Source organism: Kitasatospora sp. NPDC097605, assembly GCF_040302725.1.
GTDB lineage: Bacteria > Actinomycetota > Actinomycetes > Streptomycetales > Streptomycetaceae > Kitasatospora.
Map to the genome: position 1 here is coordinate 1 of NZ_JBEOSF010000046.1, position 17,505 is coordinate 17,505.

16 protein-coding genes are annotated in these 17,505 nt (G+C 74.9%); 10 read left to right on the forward strand and 6 right to left on the reverse strand.

Going from position 1 to position 17,505, the window contains the following annotated elements; genetic code table 11:
• Positions 1-115: 115 nt before the first annotated feature.
• Positions 116-880 carry an SIS domain-containing protein gene (locus ABTX81_RS34095; RefSeq protein ID WP_350553759.1) on the reverse strand — a complete coding sequence of 255 codons (765 nt, stop codon included), beginning with the start codon at positions 878-880 and terminating at the stop codon, positions 116-118.
• Positions 881-1,102: 222 nt separating this feature from the next.
• Here ABTX81_RS34095 and ABTX81_RS34100 point away from each other — a divergent pair, with 222 nt between their 5' ends.
• Positions 1,103-1,795: an iron-dependent transcriptional repressor DtxR gene (locus ABTX81_RS34100; RefSeq protein ID WP_350553761.1), complete on the forward strand. Its 693-nt coding sequence runs from the start codon at positions 1,103-1,105 to the stop codon at positions 1,793-1,795.
• A 481-nt stretch (positions 1,796-2,276) separates the two neighbouring features.
• Here ABTX81_RS34100 and ABTX81_RS34105 read toward each other — a convergent pair whose 3' ends face one another.
• On the reverse strand, positions 2,277-2,984 hold the full coding sequence (locus ABTX81_RS34105) for a bifunctional DNA primase/polymerase (RefSeq protein ID WP_350553763.1): 708 nt from the start codon (positions 2,982-2,984) through the stop codon (positions 2,277-2,279).
• 327 nt (positions 2,985-3,311) lie between these two features.
• Here ABTX81_RS34105 and ABTX81_RS34110 point away from each other — a divergent pair, with 327 nt between their 5' ends.
• Positions 3,312-4,688 carry an NsdA family TPR-like regulatory protein gene (locus ABTX81_RS34110; protein WP_350553764.1) on the forward strand — a complete coding sequence of 459 codons (1,377 nt, stop codon included), beginning with the start codon at positions 3,312-3,314 and terminating at the stop codon, positions 4,686-4,688.
• Positions 4,689-4,873: 185 nt separating this feature from the next.
• Entirely contained in the window at positions 4,874-5,989 is a 1,116-nt protein-coding gene (locus ABTX81_RS34115) for a hypothetical protein (protein WP_350553766.1), read from the forward strand.
• Positions 5,990-6,072: 83 nt separating this feature from the next.
• Here ABTX81_RS34115 and ABTX81_RS34120 read toward each other — a convergent pair whose 3' ends face one another.
• Positions 6,073-7,368, reverse strand: coding sequence for an ABC transporter substrate-binding protein (locus ABTX81_RS34120; protein ID WP_350553768.1), 1,296 nt, complete (start codon positions 7,366-7,368; stop codon positions 6,073-6,075).
• Positions 7,369-7,542: 174 nt separating this feature from the next.
• On the opposite strand from ABTX81_RS34120, the gene ABTX81_RS34125 reads away from it, so the two are divergent.
• Both ABTX81_RS34125 and purU read left to right on the forward strand, forming a co-directional pair.
• Positions 7,543-8,058, forward strand: coding sequence for an SCO4402 family protein (locus ABTX81_RS34125; protein ID WP_350553770.1), 516 nt, complete (start codon positions 7,543-7,545; stop codon positions 8,056-8,058).
• A 124-nt stretch (positions 8,059-8,182) separates the two neighbouring features.
• Positions 8,183-9,049, forward strand: a complete 867-nt coding sequence (gene purU, locus ABTX81_RS34130; RefSeq protein ID WP_350553772.1) for a formyltetrahydrofolate deformylase — start codon at positions 8,183-8,185, stop codon at positions 9,047-9,049.
• Positions 9,050-9,065: 16 nt separating this feature from the next.
• Here purU and ABTX81_RS34135 read toward each other — a convergent pair whose 3' ends face one another.
• Both ABTX81_RS34135 and ABTX81_RS34140 read right to left on the reverse strand, forming a co-directional pair.
• Complete coding sequence (locus ABTX81_RS34135) at positions 9,066-10,286, reverse strand: zf-HC2 domain-containing protein (RefSeq protein WP_350553774.1); 1,221 nt, start codon at positions 10,284-10,286, stop codon at positions 9,066-9,068.
• Positions 10,283-10,906, reverse strand: a complete 624-nt coding sequence (locus ABTX81_RS34140; protein WP_350553776.1) for an RNA polymerase sigma factor — start codon at positions 10,904-10,906, stop codon at positions 10,283-10,285. Before ABTX81_RS34140 ends, ABTX81_RS34135 begins: the two co-directional genes overlap by 4 nt.
• A 570-nt stretch (positions 10,907-11,476) precedes the next feature.
• On the opposite strand from ABTX81_RS34140, the gene ABTX81_RS34145 reads away from it, so the two are divergent.
• The 5 genes from ABTX81_RS34145 (at position 11,477) to ABTX81_RS34165 (ending at position 15,947) form a co-directional block, all read left to right on the forward strand.
• Positions 11,477-12,001 carry an ATP-binding protein gene (locus ABTX81_RS34145; RefSeq protein ID WP_350553778.1) on the forward strand — a complete coding sequence of 175 codons (525 nt, stop codon included), beginning with the start codon at positions 11,477-11,479 and terminating at the stop codon, positions 11,999-12,001.
• A 481-nt stretch (positions 12,002-12,482) separates the two neighbouring features.
• Positions 12,483-13,826 (forward strand): MFS transporter, encoded by a 1,344-nt coding sequence (locus tag ABTX81_RS34150; protein ID WP_350553780.1) that lies wholly within the window; start codon positions 12,483-12,485, stop codon positions 13,824-13,826.
• Positions 13,827-13,848: 22 nt separating this feature from the next.
• Positions 13,849-14,376, forward strand: a complete 528-nt coding sequence (locus ABTX81_RS34155) for a GNAT family N-acetyltransferase (RefSeq protein WP_350553782.1) — start codon at positions 13,849-13,851, stop codon at positions 14,374-14,376.
• Positions 14,377-14,487: 111 nt separating this feature from the next.
• The gene (locus tag ABTX81_RS34160) at positions 14,488-14,856 is read left to right on the forward strand and encodes a DUF4229 domain-containing protein (RefSeq protein WP_350553784.1); all 369 of its coding nucleotides are present in this window, start codon (positions 14,488-14,490) and stop codon (positions 14,854-14,856) included.
• Positions 14,857-14,867: 11 nt separating this feature from the next.
• On the forward strand, positions 14,868-15,947 hold the full coding sequence (locus tag ABTX81_RS34165) for a LacI family DNA-binding transcriptional regulator (RefSeq protein WP_350553786.1): 1,080 nt from the start codon (positions 14,868-14,870) through the stop codon (positions 15,945-15,947).
• An 89-nt stretch (positions 15,948-16,036) separates the two neighbouring features.
• Here the strand turns inward: ABTX81_RS34165 and ABTX81_RS34170 are convergent, their stop codons facing one another.
• A complete protein-coding gene (locus tag ABTX81_RS34170; protein WP_350553788.1) occupies positions 16,037-17,263 on the reverse strand; it encodes an MFS transporter in 1,227 nt (408 codons plus the stop codon).
• Between the last annotated feature and the right edge of the window lie 242 nt (positions 17,264-17,505).

Here is a 17,505-nt window from a genome sequence, read left to right on the forward strand (position 1 = left end):
GGCGGGCCCCGGGCGGGGCCCGCCGACGGGGCGGGTGTCCACGGCGGTCGGGCGGTTGGCGTAGACCGACCGGTACCGGCGGGTCCGCCGCCGTACGGCGAACGGCCGGGCGTGATCAGAAGGTGTAGAAGATCCGCTCCGCGTTGTCGGCCATCTGCTTGGCGTTCCACTCGGTGCCGCCGGGCACGTTGCCGGAGCGGAACAGGGGCGGGGTGGCACCGGTGCCGGCGAGAGCGGCCTCGGCCAGGCGGTCCACCGCAGAGGCGACCACGGCCTGCATCAGCGCGCTGGTGACGATGGTGGAGACCGGGCCGAAGGTGGTCTCGGCGCCGGGGTGGGTCAGCTCGCCGTCGCCGACCGCGATCTTGTTGTCCAGGACGACGTCGCAGTGGTCCTTGAGGTAACTGCCGGACGGGTGGCCGGAGGGGACCTCGCCGGGGTAGGCGAGCGAGGTCAGCCCGATCACCTTCAGACCCCGGCCCCGGGCGTGCTGGGCCAGCTCCACCGGCATCATCTGGCGGCCGGACAGCGAGATGAGGAACAGCAGGTCACCGCTGGTGGCGGGGGTGTGGTCCAGGGCGGCGGTGGCCAGGCCGGAGACCCGCTCCAGGGCGCTGGACAGCGGCGCCGGCATCACCGTGACCCCGGCCATCCCGGGGACCTCCAGCAGGTTCATCGGGACCAGCCCGCCGGCCCGGTAGACCACGTCCTGGGCGGCCAGCGAGGAGTGGCCGGCGCCGAAGGTGAAGATCCGGCGGCCCTCGGTGATCGCCTCCGCGAGCAGGGCGGCGGCCGCCTCGATGTTCTCCGCCTCCTCGGTGCGGACCCGCTGGAGGTGCGCGATCGCGGCGTCGAAGTACCGGCCGACCAGCTCGCTCATCTGTTGCCTTCGCTCTCTGCCGGTGGGGGATTCCGGCCGGGTGGGGGCGGGCCGTGGTGGTCCGGGCCGCGGGGGAGAAGCTCCGGCCAGCACCGTGCTGCCTGACCGGCGCCGCTGTCAACAGGTGCGAAAAGCGGCCCCCGGCGCCCTGCGGCGGGCCCGGCAGTCGGTGCGGTAGGTCAGAATTGGCGATGAGGACACCGAGGAACGGAGCCAGCGGCGATGTCTGGGCTGATCGACACCACTGAGATGTACCTTCGCACCATCCTGGAGCTGGAGGAGGAGGGCATCACCCCGATGCGCGCCCGGATCGCCGAGCGCCTGGAGCAGAGCGGCCCCACGGTCAGCCAGACGGTCGGCCGCATGGAGCGCGACGGACTGCTGCGGGTCGCGGGCGACCGGCACCTGGAGCTGACCGAGGAGGGGCGCCGGCTCGCGGTGCGGGTGATGCGCAAGCACCGCATCGCCGAGTGCCTGCTGGTCGACGTGATCGGCCTGGAGTGGGAGCAGGTGCACGAGGAGGCCTGCCGCTGGGAGCACGTGATGAGCGAGACGGTCGAGCGCAAGGTGCTCGCCATGCTCGGCCACCCCACCCAGTCCCCGTACGGCAACCCGATCCCGGGGCTGGACGAGCTGGGCGACGCCAAGGCCGAGGGCGAGGGCTTCGACGCCGGGCTCGTCCCGCTGGACAGCGTGCTGCCGGGCCTGGACGGCGCCGACGTGGTGGTCCGCCGGATCGGCGAGCCGATCCAGACCGACGGGGACCTGATGCGCACACTGCGCCGGGCCGGGGTCCGGCCGGGGTCGACGGTGCGGGTGAGCGCCGGGGTCGGCGGGGTGCTGGTGGGCACCGGCGACAACGCCGCCGAGCTGGGCAAGGAGATCGCCGCGCACGTCTTCGTCGCGCAGGCCTGAGCAACACCGGGCCCGGGCGACACCGGGCCTGAGCAACGTCGGACCCTGAGCAACGCCGGACGGGGCCGGGCGCTCCCCGCGCTCCCGGCCCCGTCCGGCCCCTCCCGTTCCCTCCCGCTTTCCCGTGGCACCGGCCTCCCCGAACCCGGCCGGTACCACGGCCCCGCCCTGTCCCTCCCGTCCCCTCCGATCCCCTCCGTCCCTCCCGCGTCCGCCTCGCCCGGCTTCCCCGACCGAGCGCCCCGTCCGGCGGCCCCTCACGCTGGGAGTTCTCCCACTCGGACGATCAAGGCAATCCTTGAGCGCTGTCACTCGTACGAGGGGCTTTCACCGTTGACCAGCGGGTACACCGAAGCCTTATCCGCACATGCGTATGACGGGCCCCGTCTCCGGTGGGAGACAAGGCCCGTCACTCGCGCGCGGGGTGTCGCGCGGCGCGCGCCCTCACCCGATCGGCGCAGGGCGGCAGTCCAGGGGGCGGTCAGTACACCGCCGCGGGCCGGGTCGGCCAGACCGCGGCCGGCGGCGCGTCGCGTCCGCAGGCGTAGGCCAGTGGGTTGATCAGCTCGGCGGCGTCCGGCAGGCAGCGGCCCCACGTGGCGGGCGAGCGGGCCCACTGGGCGAAGCCGCCCGGGCCGACCCGGGACGGCGGGGCCACCGTCCAGTCGCCCTCGCCGCGGGCCACCAGGTCCAGCCGGCCGGGCGGCCAGCCGAGCTTGCGGAGCAGCTGCGGCAGCCGGGCCGCCGCGCCGGGCAGTACCAGGAAGTGCAGCCGCCGGCCGGAGCGGCCGGGCGCGGCGGGTACCACCGCCACAGGCCCGAGCTGCAGCCCCCTCCGCTCCATCCGCGCCAGGGCCAGGCAGCCGGCCACCTCCGGGACGTCCAGCACGTCGAAGGACCGGCCGGTCGGCAGCAGGATCGACGCCTCCGGGTGCTCCGTCCACCAGTGCAGCACCGCGCCCGGGCCCGCGCTCGCCCGGCGCGCCCAGTCCGTGTCGATCGGATGGGCGCCGGGAAGGGCGCAGCGCCGCTCGCCGCAGGAGCAGCGGGTGCCCCCGTCGCCGTCGACCGGCCAGGTGCCCGGGGTGACCTCCCAGTGGCAGGTCTCGGCGTAGCCGACGGCCTCGACGAGCAGCGGGGGTACGGCGGGGCCGGGGTCCTGGTCGAGGGGATCGGGGATCTCTTCCACGGGGTGCTCAACTACCGTGCGTGAGGCGGGTTACGGGCGGGGCGGGGCCGCCGGGCCGGCCGGCGGCATTTCACCCGAACCGGTGAGGCGGACCGTACGGGAGCGCGCCGGGGGGAGGCGGGGTGGGCGCAGTGGGGGCGCACGGGAGCATTCTGCCGGGCGCGTGGGGGGTCGGGATCGTCACCGTGGGTATCCCGCTGGCGTTGCTGATCGCTAACCTGGTGTCAGTTTCCTTGAACGGTCGGACAGTCGGCAACTCGGCAACAGAGATCAGCAGAAAGCGTCGCCCGCCGGCCGGGACCGGAGGGTGTGGGGAGGCGAAGCCCAATGGCCGCGAGACCACTTGTCGCACGACAGCCCAACGAGCGTCTCCAGCAGCTGATCCAGGAGGCCAGCTGCTCCAACGCCGGTCTGGCACGGAGAGTCAACCTCTGTGGTGCCGAGCACGGTCTGGACCTGCGGTACGACAAGACCTCCGTCGCGCGTTGGCTCCGTGGCCAGCAGCCGAGGGGGCAGGCGCCGGCGGTGATCGCCGAGGCGCTCGGGCGCAAGCTGGGGCGCAGCGTGTCGGTCGAGGAGATCGGCATGGCGGACGGCAAGAACCTCAGCTCCGGCATCGGCCTGCAGTTCGCGCCCACCCTGGGCGCCGCGCTGGAACAGGTCTGCGAGCTGTGGCGCAGCGACGTCGGCCGCCGCGACTTCCTGACCGGGGCGACGGTGGCGGCCTCCGCGCTGGTCGAGCCCAGCCGGGACTGGCTGATCACCCCGCCCGACCCGGTGGTGGCCCGCACCGGTGGCACCCGGGTCGGCCCGACCGACGTCGCGGCCGTCAAGGCGACCACCGCGATGCTGGTCGACCTGGACCACCGGTTCGGCAGCGGGCACGTCCGCCCGGTGGTGGTGCACTACCTCAACAGCGTGGTCTCCGGGCTGCTCGGCGGTTCCTACCGGGACGAGACCGGACGTCAGCTCTTCGCCGCCGTCGCGCGGTTGACCGAGCTGGCGGGCTACATGGCGGTGGACACCGGCCAGCCGGGGCTCGCCCAGCGGTACTACATCCAGGCGCTGCGCCTGGCCCAGGCCGCCGACGACCGGGGCTACGGCGGGTACGTGCTGGCGGCCTCGATGAGCCACCTGGCGGCGACCCTGGGCAATCCGCGGGAGATCGCCCAGCTCGCCCGGGCGGCCCAGGAGGGCGCCCGGACGGTGGCCACCCCGACCGCGATGGCGATGTTCTACGCGGCGGAGGCGCGCGGGCACGCCCTGCTCGGCGACGCCAAGGCCTGCGAGGCGGTGGCCGCCAAGGCACTGGAGATGATGGAGAAGCGCCGCCCGGAGGACGACCCGGACTGGATCGTGCACTTCGACGACGCCTACCTGGCCGACGAACTGGCCCACTGCCACCGGGATCTCGAACAGGCCGGCCCGGCCGAGCACTACGCCCGCCGGGCGCTCGACCTGCACCCGCCGACCCGGGTGCGGCGCCGCGCGGTGGACCTCGTGCTGCTGGCGACCGCGCAGCTCCAGCAGCGGGACGTCGAGCGGGCCTGCGAGACCGGGGCGCAGGCGGTCCGGCTGCTGAGCGGGCTGCGCTCCAACCGGGGCGTGGAGTACCTGGACGAGTTCCGGCGCAGGCTGGAGCCGTACCGGGAGCAGCGGGTGGTCCGGGAGTTCCAGGCCCGGGCGGAGGCGGAGGCGGCCTGAGGAGGGGCCGTCAAGGAGGACGGCGGGGAGCGTGCAGGGACGGTGAGGGACGGACCGCCCACGTGGTCGGCCGGTTCGGTGAACCGGTAGCGTGGGCGCGACGTCCAAGGAACTGTGATGCTCCCAAGAACCGACGAGATGTGGTCCGCCGTCAGCGCGCGGTCGTGCACAGGTGAGGAATCGCGTTGAGCCAGCGCCGCTCGTACCCCAACTCGGGTGACTTCAACCTGGACGACCTGTTCCGCCCCGAGCCCGGTCAGCAGCCGGGCCCGCCGCAGGGCCAGCCGGCGAAGGGCCGGCCGTACGGGCCGCCGCAGGGTCAGCAGGCCGGCCAGCCGGTCGCCCAGCCGCCGGCCGGGCCGTACCCGGGCCAGCCGTCCGGGCAGCCGGAGTACCTCGGGGACAGCGCGCTTCCGACCCAGGCCATGCCGGTCCACCCGGGCGGCGCGCAGCCGTCCTGGGGCGGCGCCCCGCAGCAGCCGGGCTACCCGGCCGACCCGGCCCAGGCGACCCAGTACCTCCCGCCGTACCCGGCCGCCGACCCGCACGCGGCGGGCGGCTACCCGCCCGCGCAGCCGGGGTACGCCGACCGGCCGGCGCCGGGCTACCCGGACCACCGGACCGAGGCCCCGGGCGGACGGGACGGCGGCCGCGGCGGCCGTTCCTCGTCGAAGCTGCTGATCGGCGGTGTGGTGGCGGGCGGCGTGGCGGCGGCCATCCTGGTCGCGGTGCTGCTGAACGGCGACGAGGACACGCCCGGCACGGAGAAGAAGGCCGTCCCCGCGGTCACCGGCAGCGGCACGGTCGCGGCCACCGCGCCGAGCGCCGGCCCGACCACCGCCACGGTCAACCCGGAGGTCAAGGCGCAGGCCCAGGCGCTCTCCGACCTGCTCGGCACCGCCAACGACAGCCGGCAGGCCGTGATCGGCGCGGTCGCCTCGGTGCAGAAGTGCGACAAGCTGCCCGAGTCGCAGCAGGCGCTGACCGCCGCGGCCGGGCAGCGCCGGGAGCTGCAGACCAAGCTGGCCGGGCTGAAGACCGACAAGCTGCCGGGTGGACCGCAGCTGGTGGAGCAGCTGAACGCGGCGTGGACGGCCTCGGCGACCGCCGACGACGAGTACGCGGCCTGGGCCGGGGACGCCCAGGGCGGCTGTGACCCGAAGAAGAACGACAACCAGCACTACAAGAACGCCGTCGCCGCGAGCGGCACCGCCACCACCGCCAAGAAGCAGGCGGCCGGGCTCTGGAACACGGTCGCCGGCCAGACCGGCCTGCCCACCCGCACCGACGGCGACCTCTGACCCCGCCGCGGTGCGGGAGCGCCGCCCCGGGACACGCCGAAGGGCCCGGCCGGTGGACGGCCGGGCCCTCCCAGGAGCGCGGATCAGGCCGGCGGCTTGCCCCCGGTGAGCACCCAGCGCACGTCCACGAAGCCCGGCCGCTGCAGCGTGAGCTGCCCGCTCTTGACCTCCTGGTAGGTGACCCAGGTGTTCACCAGCCGGGGGGACTCGGTGCTCGGCAGCATGTTGGTGGTCGCCCAGTTCAGCGGCGGGGTGAGCCCCACGTCGATCTGCTCGCCGCCGTCCAGCAGCGCGGTGATCGTCTTGCTGGAGATCTGGCGCCCGGCCGCGGCCAGCCGGTCGGAGACCTGGCGGAACACCTCGAAGGCCACCCAGGTGGTCTGCACCCCGGGGTCGGCGGCGTCGATGTGCCGACCGGCCTGGGCGCGGATCACCGCGCGCAGCCCGTCCCAGATCTTGGCCGACTCCGGCGGGTACCAGCCGGTCACGAAGGCGCCGGCGAGCGGGCCGCTGTCGCCGCCGGTGGAGTCGACCACCGACTGCTGCACGCTGCCGATCACCGAGGCGATCCGGGTGTTCTTCGCGCCGGTCCGGCGGAAGGCGTCGAGCAGGTTGCCGGTCGGTTCGGCGCCCAGCGCGCTGGTGACGCAGTTGCCCGGCTGGTCGCCGCCGATCGCCTTGCGGATCACCGGCGTGTAGTCGTTGGACTTCTCCGGCGCCTTGACGTCCAGCAGCTTGATCCCGGCCGGCTTGAGCGCGCTGCCCAGGTAGCCGAGCAGGTTGTCGCCGGCCGGAGTGTCCGGGCGGATCAGCGAGACCGCCTTGCAGCCGGCCTCCACCAGCTGCCGGCCGCTGCCGCCGATCAGCGCCGGCATGCCGCCGCCCACCGGGTAGGACAGCGGGCTGCTGAACTCCAGCTGGGAGAGGCCGTAGCCACCGATCAGCGGGATCCCGGCCCGCTCCAGGACGGGCATGAAGTCGTCGCCGTACTGGCTGTAGGAGCCGAGCACCGCGACCGCCTTGGCGTCCACCGCCTGCTGGGCGCAGGCCTTGGCGCCGTCGGAGGTGTTGTGCTCGTTGCAGGTGATCACCCGCAGCCGGCGGCCGTGCAGGCCGCCCTTGACGTTGATGTCCCGGCCGATGGCATCGGCCAGATCGGTCATCCCGGGGCGGTCGGCCGAGCCGGTGCCGGCCGGAGCCCAGGTCATCACGGTGAGGTCGCCGCTGCCGGTGGCGGCATCGGCCGGTCCGCCGCACGCGGAGGCCGAGAAGAGGGTTGGGAGCAACGCGGCGGCGGTCGCCGCGGCGGCGATCGGGCGCCGGCGGCGCCGTCCCGCGATCGGGTGCATGGCCTGGGACGAGCCCCTACGGCTGGTCATCGGTCTTTCCCTCCCTGGGCGCTGTGCTGCGCACCGGATCCAGCCAATCCCCGGTGCCGCAAGCCGAGAGGGCCGTTCGGCCAACAGCCGGGAAATGGGGGTGGAACACCGGGGGAGGACGCGTGTAGACCGGGAGTGGAGCACGAACAGTGGGGGAACGTACGATCGATCCCCATGTCCGCCAGCACAGAATCTTCGTATCGGTCTGCCCGAAACCCTTCTCGTCCGGGCCACCGCTCCAGCACGATGGGCGGCATGCCGTTCAACGACCTGCCCTGGTGGCGCTGGCGGGCCCGACTCCGCTCGGCGCTGCACATGCTCTCCGACCCCGGGTTCCAGCGGGACGCCTGGCTGGCCGGCCGTGAGGGGTACGGCGACGTCACCGACGCCGTCTACCGCCTGGTCGAGGACACCTGGCTGGACCGCTGGTCGGCCGAGAAGTACGTCGGCACGATCTTCCGGGACTCCGCCGAGGCCACGCTGGTGGACGTCGCGGTGCTGCGGGTGGTGCGGATCCTGCACGAGGTCGGCGCGGACGCCCCGGCCTCCGCGTACCTGGAGCACCACGGCTGGCCGGAGGCGGTCCGGGCGGCCCGGGAGGCGCACGTCAGGCTGGCCGTGAACGACGGCGAGGACCCGGACGCCCCGCCGCGCTCGCTGGACGTGCTGCGGATCCTGACCCAGGTCTGAGACCGGCGCCGGCCCGCTGCGCGGCGGGCCGTCCCGCAGTGCGGGCAGCCGGAGGGGGGCCTTCCGGAGTGTGACACGCTGGAGCATTCACACCAGCACGAGCTCAGGACGGGATACCCCCACCGTGGAACAGCAGCCGGCCAGCGCCCAGTACGTCCTCACGCTGTCCTGCCCCGACAAGCAGGGCATCGTCCACGCGGTCTCCAGCTACCTCTTCATGACCGGGTGCAACATCATCGACAGCCAGCAGTTCGGTGACGGGGACAGCGGTCTGTTCTTCATGCGGGTGCACTTCTCGGCCGTCGAGCCGGTGACCGTCGACAAGCTGCGGGCGAGCTTCGCCGCGATCGGCGCCTCCTTCGGGATGGACTGGCAGATCCACCCGAGCGACGAGAAGCTGCGGATCGTCCTCATGGTCAGCAAGTTCGGGCACTGCCTGAACGACCTGCTGTTCCGCACCCGGATCGGGGCGCTGCCGGTGGAGATCGCCGCGGTGGTCTCCAACCACACCGACTTCCGCGACCTCACCGAGGGCTACGGCATCCCGTTCCACCACATCCCGGTGACCCGGGAGAACAAGGCCGAGGCCGAGCAGCGGCTGCTGGACCTGGTCGCGGAGGAGAAGGTCGAGCTGGTCGTGCTGGCCCGCTACATGCAGGTGCTGTCGGACCAGCTGTGCACCGCGCTCTCCGGCAAGGTGATCAACATCCACCACTCCTTCCTGCCGAGCTTCAAGGGCGCCAAGCCGTACCACCAGGCGCACACCCGGGGCGTCAAGCTGATCGGCGCCACCGCGCACTACGTTACCGCCGACCTCGACGAGGGCCCGATCATCGAGCAGGAGGTGGCCCGGGTGACCCACGACATCACCCCGGACCAGCTGGTCGCGCTCGGCCGGGACGTCGAGTGCCAGGCGCTGGCCCGTGCGGTGAAGTGGCACAGCGAGCACCGGGTGCTGCTGAACGGCACCCGGACCGTGGTCTTCGCCTGACCGCTGCGGCCGGAGCCTAGGGACGGGAGAGCAGCGGCGTCGCGCGCAGCACCTCGCGGATCGCGGCCCGGTCGCCGTGCTCGCCGACCGGCAGCCGGTCCGGGTCGCGGTGCGCGGCGGCCAGCTGGCAGAACTCCAGCCCGTCCAGCACCATCGCCGCCACCGGCTCACCGGCGGGCGGGCCCGCGTCCGGGCCGTCCAGCGGTATCAGCCACTCGCCGGACGCCGGGCCGTCGATCACCAGCCGGATCCGGCGGCCGGGCCGGCCCTCGCCCGGCGGTGCCGGCGCGCCGACCGCGGCCCCGGTGAGCTCGGGGTGCGCCGCCCGCTGCCCGGCCAGCGCCAGCGGCAGCATCCGCACGGCCAGGTCGATCATCTGCCGCAGGTGCTGCGGGGCCGGCGGGTCGTAGGGGTAGGCGACCGCGCGAGCGACGTCCTCGGCGTGCACGTAGCACTCGAAGGCCCGGTCGACGAAGGCGTCCCGGAGCGGGACGGTCGCGAAGCCGAAGTCCACCGGGGTGTTGCCCTGCGGGGCGAGCGCGGCCGAGCGGACCAGCTGGTGGCAGTGCCGGCGCCACCGGGCGCGGATCCGCTGCGGTGGCTGGCCGGCCTGCTCGGCGGTGAGCCGGGCGGTGCGGTCGGTGATCTGGGCCCAGCGCCGGCCGGCCTGCGGCGGTACCCGGGGCACCTGCGGGAGGACGGCCTCCTGCGGCGGGACCCGGCGCTCGGCCGCCGGCCCGGTGGCGCCCGGAGCCGTGCCGCCGGGCCCGGCGGCGCCCGGGACGGGGTCGGGCAGGCCGAGGGCGACGGCCAGGTAGCCGTCCACGGCGGCGAGGTGGCAGAGCACCTCGGCCGGGCGCAGGTACTCGGTGCCGCCGTGCCAGGGCAGTTCGGCGACCTCCTGCCACTCCTCCGGACCGAGGTCGCGCAGCAGGGCGTCGAGCTTGGCGGTCTCGGCGGCGTACGGCACGCCCCAGGCGGGGACGGGCAGTTCGGCCGGGCGTCGGGTCAGGCACCAGTCGAGCACCTGCTGGCGCAGCGCGACGGGCTGGTCCAGCGGCTCCTCGACGGAGAGCCAGCCGGCCGCCTCGCGCAGCCGCTCGGCCTCCTCGGCGCACGGCGGGCAGTCGGCCAGGTGGGACTCGAGCTCGTCGGCCTCGCGGGACGGGACGGCGCCGAGCGCCCAGGCACCGAGCAGCGAGCGCAGGGCCTCGTGCCGCTCGTCGGTGATCGTCACGTCCCCCCGCCCTCCTTCCGCCGACCGCCGCCGTCCCGTTCCGCGTCCACCCGTTCCGGCTCCGCCGGGGCGGGGCCCCGGTGCCGGGCGCGCTCCTGCTCCAACTCGGCGGCGAGCAGCTCCAGGCCGAGCCGCATCCGCTGTTTGGCGGCCTGTTCGCTGATCCCCAGCCGGCGGGCCGTCTCCTGGTAGGTGCGGCCGTCGTAGTAGGACTCGGCGATGGTCTCACGCAGCGGCTGCGGCAGGGCGGCGACCACGTACTGGACCCGGGCGGCGGTGGCGACCGCGCGGATCTCGTCCTCCGCGTCGCCGGCGTAGCCCGCCTCCGCGGCGCGGCGGGCCCGCAGCCGGTCCACCGCACGGCGGTGGGTCAGCGCGCCGAGCCAGGCGCGGAGCGAGCCGTGGGCCGGGTCGAAGGCCTCGGGGTGCTCCCAGACGTGGGCGAATATCTCCCGGGTGAGTTGCGCCGCCGCGGTCTGGTCGGCCAGTATCCGGCCCGCCAACCCGTGGACCATCGGGGCGAGTTGGTCGTACAGCTCGCCGAGGGCGGTCTCCTCGCCGCGGGCCAGGCGCCGCTGCAGCTGCTCGTCCCGGCGCGGGGCGCCGTCGGTGGCGGCCACCGGTCACCACCTTCCCTGCCGGACCGACCGCTGACGCGTCCCACGGTAACCCGCCCGGTTCGGGCGGCGGGTGGATTCGGTGAAGAACAGGAGGCCGGGGCTTCGGATCGTCAGATCGTGGGATCTGCCGCCCGTCCCGCAGTTGGGCTGTTCGAAGGCGGCTGGACATATGTCGCACGGGTGGTTCGCGAGTGGCGGGTGCGGTGCGAGGGGCGGACGGCGGTAGGTTCGCCTCTGCGTCGCGGGCCGGCCGGCCCGGGCCGGACGATCGCCGGTCCGAGGCTCGCCAGAGTGAACGGGACAGTATGCCCTGCCCTGTCCCCCGATCGCTGGAATATGCCCGAAGCGCTTGCTGCGGTCCGCCCGCCGAACCATCCTGAGGCGTATTCGTGTCGCGGCCGGTGCGCGACGGACGAGGTGGCGCGGGTGCGCCGCGGCGGGTGCGACGTGCGGTCGGCCCCCGCTGGGCGGCGGCCCGACGGACGGCGGGCCCGGTGCGTGCCCGGGCCGGCCGGGCGACCAGGGCCCGGCCGAGACGGTGGCCGAACTGCGAGTGCGGGTGGTGGAGCGGTGCAGGTTCTTCAGGTACAGCTTGCGGTGCAGGCGGACCCCGCCGAAGTCGGCCGGGCCCGCCGGTGGGTCCGCTCGCGGCTGCTCAACCACGGGGTGGACCCGGACGCGCCGATCGCCGAGACGGTGGTGCTGGTGGTCTCCGAACTGGTCACCAACGCCGTGGTGCACACCGGTTGTCCGGCGGTGCTGCGGCTCTGCTTCCCGCTGGGCGACCTCCGGGGCGCCGTGTCGGACGCCGCCGCGGACGGTGCCGGCGGCGGCGCGGTGCGGCAGTCGGCGACGGTCGGCCCGCTGCGGGTCGAGGTCGCCGACGCCAGCCAGGTCGCCCCCGCCCCCCGGCACGCGGGCGCGGACGTGGACGCCACCAACGGGCGCGGCCTGGAGCTGGTCGAACTGCTCTGCGACCGCTGGGGCTGGTACCCCGACGGCACGGGCAAGCGGGTCTGGTGCGAGATCAGCCCGGACGCCCGCCCCGCCGACCCCCTCGCCACCGTCGACTGGGTCGCCCTCGCGCAGCCCTGACGGAGAGCCTTGACGGCTCTTCGGGTCGCCGGGCCGAAAGTTGACGCAACCATTCCGAATTTCGGACAAACCATTGACGTGACGTATCCGACTGATCACGCTTGGGTGCAGCTCTCCGTCGCGAGGGGACGCCGAGGGAACACCCGAACGCCGCTGCGGTGCTGCTGTCCAGGGGGACCACGTCAGCAGGGGGGCCGCGGAACGGTCGTGCGCTGGCTCCTCGGCGAGTGCGGAGGGGGTGGCACGGGTTCAGGGCCCGTGTGCCGAGGTTGGATGGCGGCCGGCCGTGCCGTGCTCGGGGTGCGTGCGGCCCGCCGCCATCCGATCCGCCCGCCGCGGGCGGTGGTTTCCGGCCACCGGGCCCGCCCGGTGAACCGCGGATTCCGGTCGGCCGGTTCCGGCCCCCGGTTGGCCCGATTCCGACGGAAGCTGGCAGCCCCGCCCCTCGTCGTCCGCCCGCGCCGTCGGGAGACTCTGCCGGGTGAACGAGACCGACGCCGCCCCCGCCGGACCCCCCGCCCCCGCCGGACCCCCGGCCCCCACCGACACCCGCCCGGCCCCCGCCCGCGCGCCCCGGACGCACTACGCCTGGGTGGTGGCCGGCGTCTCGCTGCTGGTGCTGCTCGGCTCGGCCGGATTCCGCTCCACGCCCAGTCTGATGATGGACGCGCTGCACACCGAGTTCGGCTGGTCGATGGGCACGATATCCAGCGCCACCTCGGTCAACCTCACCCTCTACGGTCTCACCGCGCCGTTCGCCGCCGCGCTGATGGACCGGTTCGGCGTGCGGCTGGTGGTGGTCTGCGCGCTGCTGACGATCTCGGTCGGCGCCGGCCTCACCATGCTGATGCGCGAGCCCTGGCAACTGGTCCTCTGCTGGGGCGTGCTGGTCGGCCTCGGCAGCGGCTCGATGGCCGGGGCCTTCGCCACCACGATCACCGGGCGCTGGTTCCGGGCCAGGCAGGGGCTGGTCACCGGCGTGCTCACGGCCGCCGGCGCGGCGGGCAACCTGGTCTTCCTGCCGGTCGGTGCCTGGCTGGTCGAGCAGCACGGCTGGCGCTCGGCCGTCGTGGTGGTCTCGCTGGCGGCCAGCGCGGTGGCCGTCCCGGTGCTGCTGCTGATGCGCGAGCGGCCCGCCGACCTGGGCCTGCTCCCGTACGGCGCGAGCGAGCCGCCGCCCGCCCCCGCCGGCGGTGGCCGGGCGCTGGCCCGTTCGCTGCGGGTGCTCCGGGCGGCCGCCCGCACCCGGGCGTTCTGGCTGCTGGCCGGTTCCTTCGCGATCTGCGGCGCGACCACCGCCGGCCTGGTCGGCACCCACTTCATCCCGGCCGCCCACGACCACGGCCTGCCGGTCACCACGGCGGCGAGCCTGCTCGCGCTGATCGGCGTGTTCGACGTGATCGGCACCGTCGCGAGCGGCTGGTTCACCGACCGCTTCGACCCCGGGCGGCTGCTGATCGTCTACTACGGCCTGCGCGGGCTCTCGCTGCTGGTGCTGCCGCAGCTGTTCGCGGGCTCGCTGGAGCCGCCGATCCTGGCGTTCGTCATCTTCTACGGGCTGGACTGGGTGGCCACCGTGCCGCCGACCGTCGCGCTCTGCCGCCGCCACTTCGGGGAGGACGCGCCGATCGTCTTCGGCTGGGTGCTGGCCTGCCACCAGATCGGCGCCGCCGCCGTGGCCGGCCTGGCCGGCTTCGCCCGGGACGCGCTCGGCGACTACGACCTCGCCTGGTACGCGGCCGGCGGGCTCTGCGCGGTCGCGGTGCTGCTCTGCCTGGCGCTGCGGTCCGGGGATTCGGAGCAAACCGTTCCGGTGATGTCGTAAGGGGCGGCTACGCTCCGGAGGTATGACACTGAGCTTCACCCTGGACCCGGACACCGACCCCGCGCTGCGCGCCGAGATCACCGGCCTGTGGACGGCCGCCAGCAACGCCGGCGGGGCCGTCGGCTTCGTCCACGAGGTGACCGAGGAGGAGGTCTGGGTCACCGCCGAGAAGCAGTTCGCCGGGATCGCCCCGGCGGGGCCGGACCGGCTGCTGATCGCGCGGGAGGAGGAGACCGGGCGGCTGGCCGCGCTGCTGGTCTTCGAGTCGATGCGGTTCGGGCCGATGGACCACTGGCGGGTGCTCTCCCGGGTCATGGTCCACCCCGACCTCCAGGGACGGGGCCACGGCTCGGCGCTGCTGGCCGAGGCGGAGCGGGTCGCCCGGGAGTGGGGCCTGGCCGGGCTGCGGCTGTACGTGCGGGGCGGGCTCGGCCTGGAGTCGTTCTACGCCCGCAGCGGCTACACGGAGGTCGGCCGGGTGCCCGGCACCATCCGGGTCGCGCCCGGCGACGACCGTGACGACGTCACCATGTGGCTCGACCTGCGCTGATCGCGCCGGTGCGGGGCGGTGCCCGGCGGGACCCGTTCCCCGCCGGGCGCGTCGGGCATGCTTCACTGGGAGACCGGCCCGGTCCCCAGCGCAGTGAAGGATGTGTCCCCGGTGGGCAGCAATGTGAGCAAGAAGTCGCACGCCACGCTCCGGTACACCTCGATGCGGGTCTCGATCTTCCTCGGCTGCCTGCTGGTCGCGCTGCTGCTCGGGCACTTCGGGGTCATCCCGGTCTCCGGCGAGGCGGGCGTGGTCTTCCTCTTCCTGCTGGCCGCGGTCGCCTCGGCCCCGCTCAGCTACGTCCTGCTGAGCCGGCAGCGCGACGAGATGTCGGCCGCGATCTCCGGCAGGGTGGACGGCATCCGCGCCCGGACCGCCTCCAGGATCGCCGCGCAGAACGCCGAGGAGGACGCCGCGGACGAGGCCGCCCGCGCCGCGTCCGGCAAGACCGGTCCCGCCGCCTCGGCCCCGCAGAACTGACCGGCGCCGCCGTGCCGGAGAACGCCGCACCGGGCAGCGCCGGGTCCGAGGGCGCCGCCCCGCAGGAGCGGCCCGCGGCGGGGACCTGGCCGGCCCCGGTCCGCCGCCCCACCGGCCGGGACGTCGCCCGGCTCGCCGGAGTCTCGCAGGCCACCGTCTCGCTGGTGTTCTCCGGATCGGAGGCGGGCCGCCGGGTCTCCGAGGCCACCCGTGAGCGGGTCCGGGAGGCCGCCCGCAGCCTCGGCTACCGCCCGCAGGCGGCCGGCCGGCAGCTGCGGCTGGGCCGCAGCGGCATGATCCTGCTGGCCGTGCCGAACATCCTCGGCCCGTTCTTCGGCCGGGTCCTGGAGGGGGTCCACGAGGAGGCCGGCAAGCACGGCCTGGCCGTGGTGGTCAGCTCCGGCTGGGGGAGCGCCACGCTCGCCGAGGCCGCCACCACCAGCCGCTTCGACGGCCTGCTGATCTGCTCCCCGGACGACAGCCAGCTCGGCGAGCTGCCCGCCGACACCCCCGTCGTCTTCCTGGACGCCGACCCCGGCACCGACCCGACCCGGCCGACCGTCGAGCTGGACGTGGCCGGCGGCATGCGGGCCGCCGTCGAACACCTCGCCGGACTCGGCCACCGCCGGATCGGCCGGCTGCGCTCCACCCACGCCGCGTACACCTTCCGGGTCCGCCAGGCCGCCTTCGAGGAGACGGTGCGGGCGCTCGGCCTGGAGGTGGTCGAACTCGGCGTCAGCCTGAACGAGGGCCAGCCGGCCGCGCGCGAGGCCGCCCACCGGCTGCTCGCCCGCCCGGACCGGCCGCGCGCGGTGATCTGCGACGACGACGTGGTCGCCTCCGGCGTCTACCAGGCCGCCGCCGAGCGCGGTCTGCGGGTGCCCGCCGACCTCTCGGTGATCGGCATCGACAACGTCCCGGTGGCCGCGCTGCTCGCCCCGCCGCTGACCACCGTCGACCTGCCCGGCGAGGAGCTGGGCCGGGCCGGGGTGGCGGCGCTCGCCGGGCTGCTCCGGGGCGAGGCGGTCGCGCCGGTGCCGCCGCTCGCCACCTCGCTGGTGCGGCGCTCCTCCACGGCGTCCGGCGGCTGACCGCTCCAGGGACGGAAGAGTGACCGCGCCCGTCGGCCAGACCACCCGGTCCGACGGGCGCGGTCACGTCCAGGGGGACGCGGCGGGCGTCAGCCCACCGGCACCGGGCCGGCCGGCAGCGACCCCGCCCCGGCCGGTGCGGCGGCCGGCCGGAACCAGTGGCGGGCGCCGAACAGCAGCAGCCCGCCCAGGGCGATCCCGCCCGCCGCGCACAGCGCCACCGGCCGCAGCGAGCCCTCGGCGAGGTGGCCGGAGACGGCGTAGCCGAGCGAGTTGCCGGTCGCGAAGAGGGTGACCAGCCAGGCGAAGGCCTCGGTCACGGTGCCGGCCGGGGCCAGCTCGGCGACCAGGACGAAGGCCGCCGCCAGCAGCGGGGCCAGCGCGATCCCGGAGAGGAAGGCGAGCCCGGCCATCGCGGCCGGTCCGGGGAGCAGCAGCAGCGGAAGGTAGCTGACGGCCATGCCGAGCGCCATCATCCAGGTGCGGGTGGCCGTCGAGCTGCGCCACCGCACCGCGCCGTAGGCGAGCGCGCCGAGCAGTCCGCCGAGCGCCGCCAGCGCCAGCAGGGTGCCCGCGCCGCCGGGCAGGCCGTCCGCCGCGGGGGCCTCGGCGTAGGCGATGAACAGCACGTTCTGCGCGCCGACCGCCCAGCCGGCCCCGGCCAGGCCGATCAGCAGCAGGACCAGGCCGGGGGAGCGCAGCGGTCCGAGCAGGCCCGCCGAGTGCGCGCGCGGCGGGGCCTGCCAGGCCCGGGCCGGTGCGGCGGTGGCGACGACCAGCGCCCCGACCAGGCCCAGCGCGGCCGCCACCCAGAGCGCGGCGACCGCGCTCACCGCGCCCGCGATGCCGGCCACCGCGAGCGGGCCTGCGACGTAGAGGATCTGCTGGGAGGCGGAGTCGAAGGCGTACGCGGTGTCGAGCTGCTCCTCCTCGACGACGTCCGGCCAGAGCGAGCGCAGGCAGGGTTCGAGCGGGGGCATGGCCAGTCCGGCGATCGCGGCGCCGAGCGGGGCGGCCACCGCCGAGCCGGGGGCCAGCGCCAGCAGGGCGTACCCGCCGCCGGCGATCACCGCGGAGACCAGCAGCACCCGCGGCTGCCCGGTGCGGTCCACGATCCGGCCGAGCACCGGTCCGCCGACGGCCGCCGCGATCGCGTACGCGGCGGTGGCCAGGCCGATCCGGCTGAACGGCGCGTGGACCTCGCGCAGCGCGAGGGCGATCACCAGGGCGGTCATGCCGGCCGGGAGGCGGCCGAGCAGGGTGCCGAAGAGGAGGCGGCCGACGTGCGGGGCGCGGAGCAGGGCGAGGTAGCCCATGGGCGGGAGTCTCCGGTCTGGGCAGCGGGGCGGGCGGGGGATGCCACCAAGTTATACGTATAACTGTTGACCGGTCAATCGGATCGCGTCCGGAACTCAAACAACTACTTTGAACATCTCAAAGCTTTACTGCTAATGTGTCGGCCGTGACCACCTCAGACGCACGTTCGCCGCTCGGCCCGGGCCCGTTGCCCGGTGCCGCCCGCGCGTGTCGTCCGATCGGTGCTGTGGACAGCCCGCGC

Coding starts and splice junctions, on each gene's coding strand:
- ABTX81_RS34100 (WP_350553761.1), top strand. CDS start 1,103: ATGTCTGGGCTGATCGACACCACTGAGATGTACCTTCGCACCATCCTG.
- ABTX81_RS34110 (WP_350553764.1), top strand. CDS start 3,312: ATGGCCGCGAGACCACTTGTCGCACGACAGCCCAACGAGCGTCTCCAG.
- ABTX81_RS34170 (WP_350553788.1), bottom strand. CDS start 17,263: ATGGGCTACCTCGCCCTGCTCCGCGCCCCGCACGTCGGCCGCCTCCTC.
- ABTX81_RS34120 (WP_350553768.1), bottom strand. CDS start 7,368: ATGACCAGCCGTAGGGGCTCGTCCCAGGCCATGCACCCGATCGCGGGA.
- ABTX81_RS34125 (WP_350553770.1), top strand. CDS start 7,543: ATGTCCGCCAGCACAGAATCTTCGTATCGGTCTGCCCGAAACCCTTCT.
- ABTX81_RS34095 (WP_350553759.1), bottom strand. CDS start 880: ATGAGCGAGCTGGTCGGCCGGTACTTCGACGCCGCGATCGCGCACCTC.
- ABTX81_RS34155 (WP_350553782.1), top strand. CDS start 13,849: ATGACACTGAGCTTCACCCTGGACCCGGACACCGACCCCGCGCTGCGC.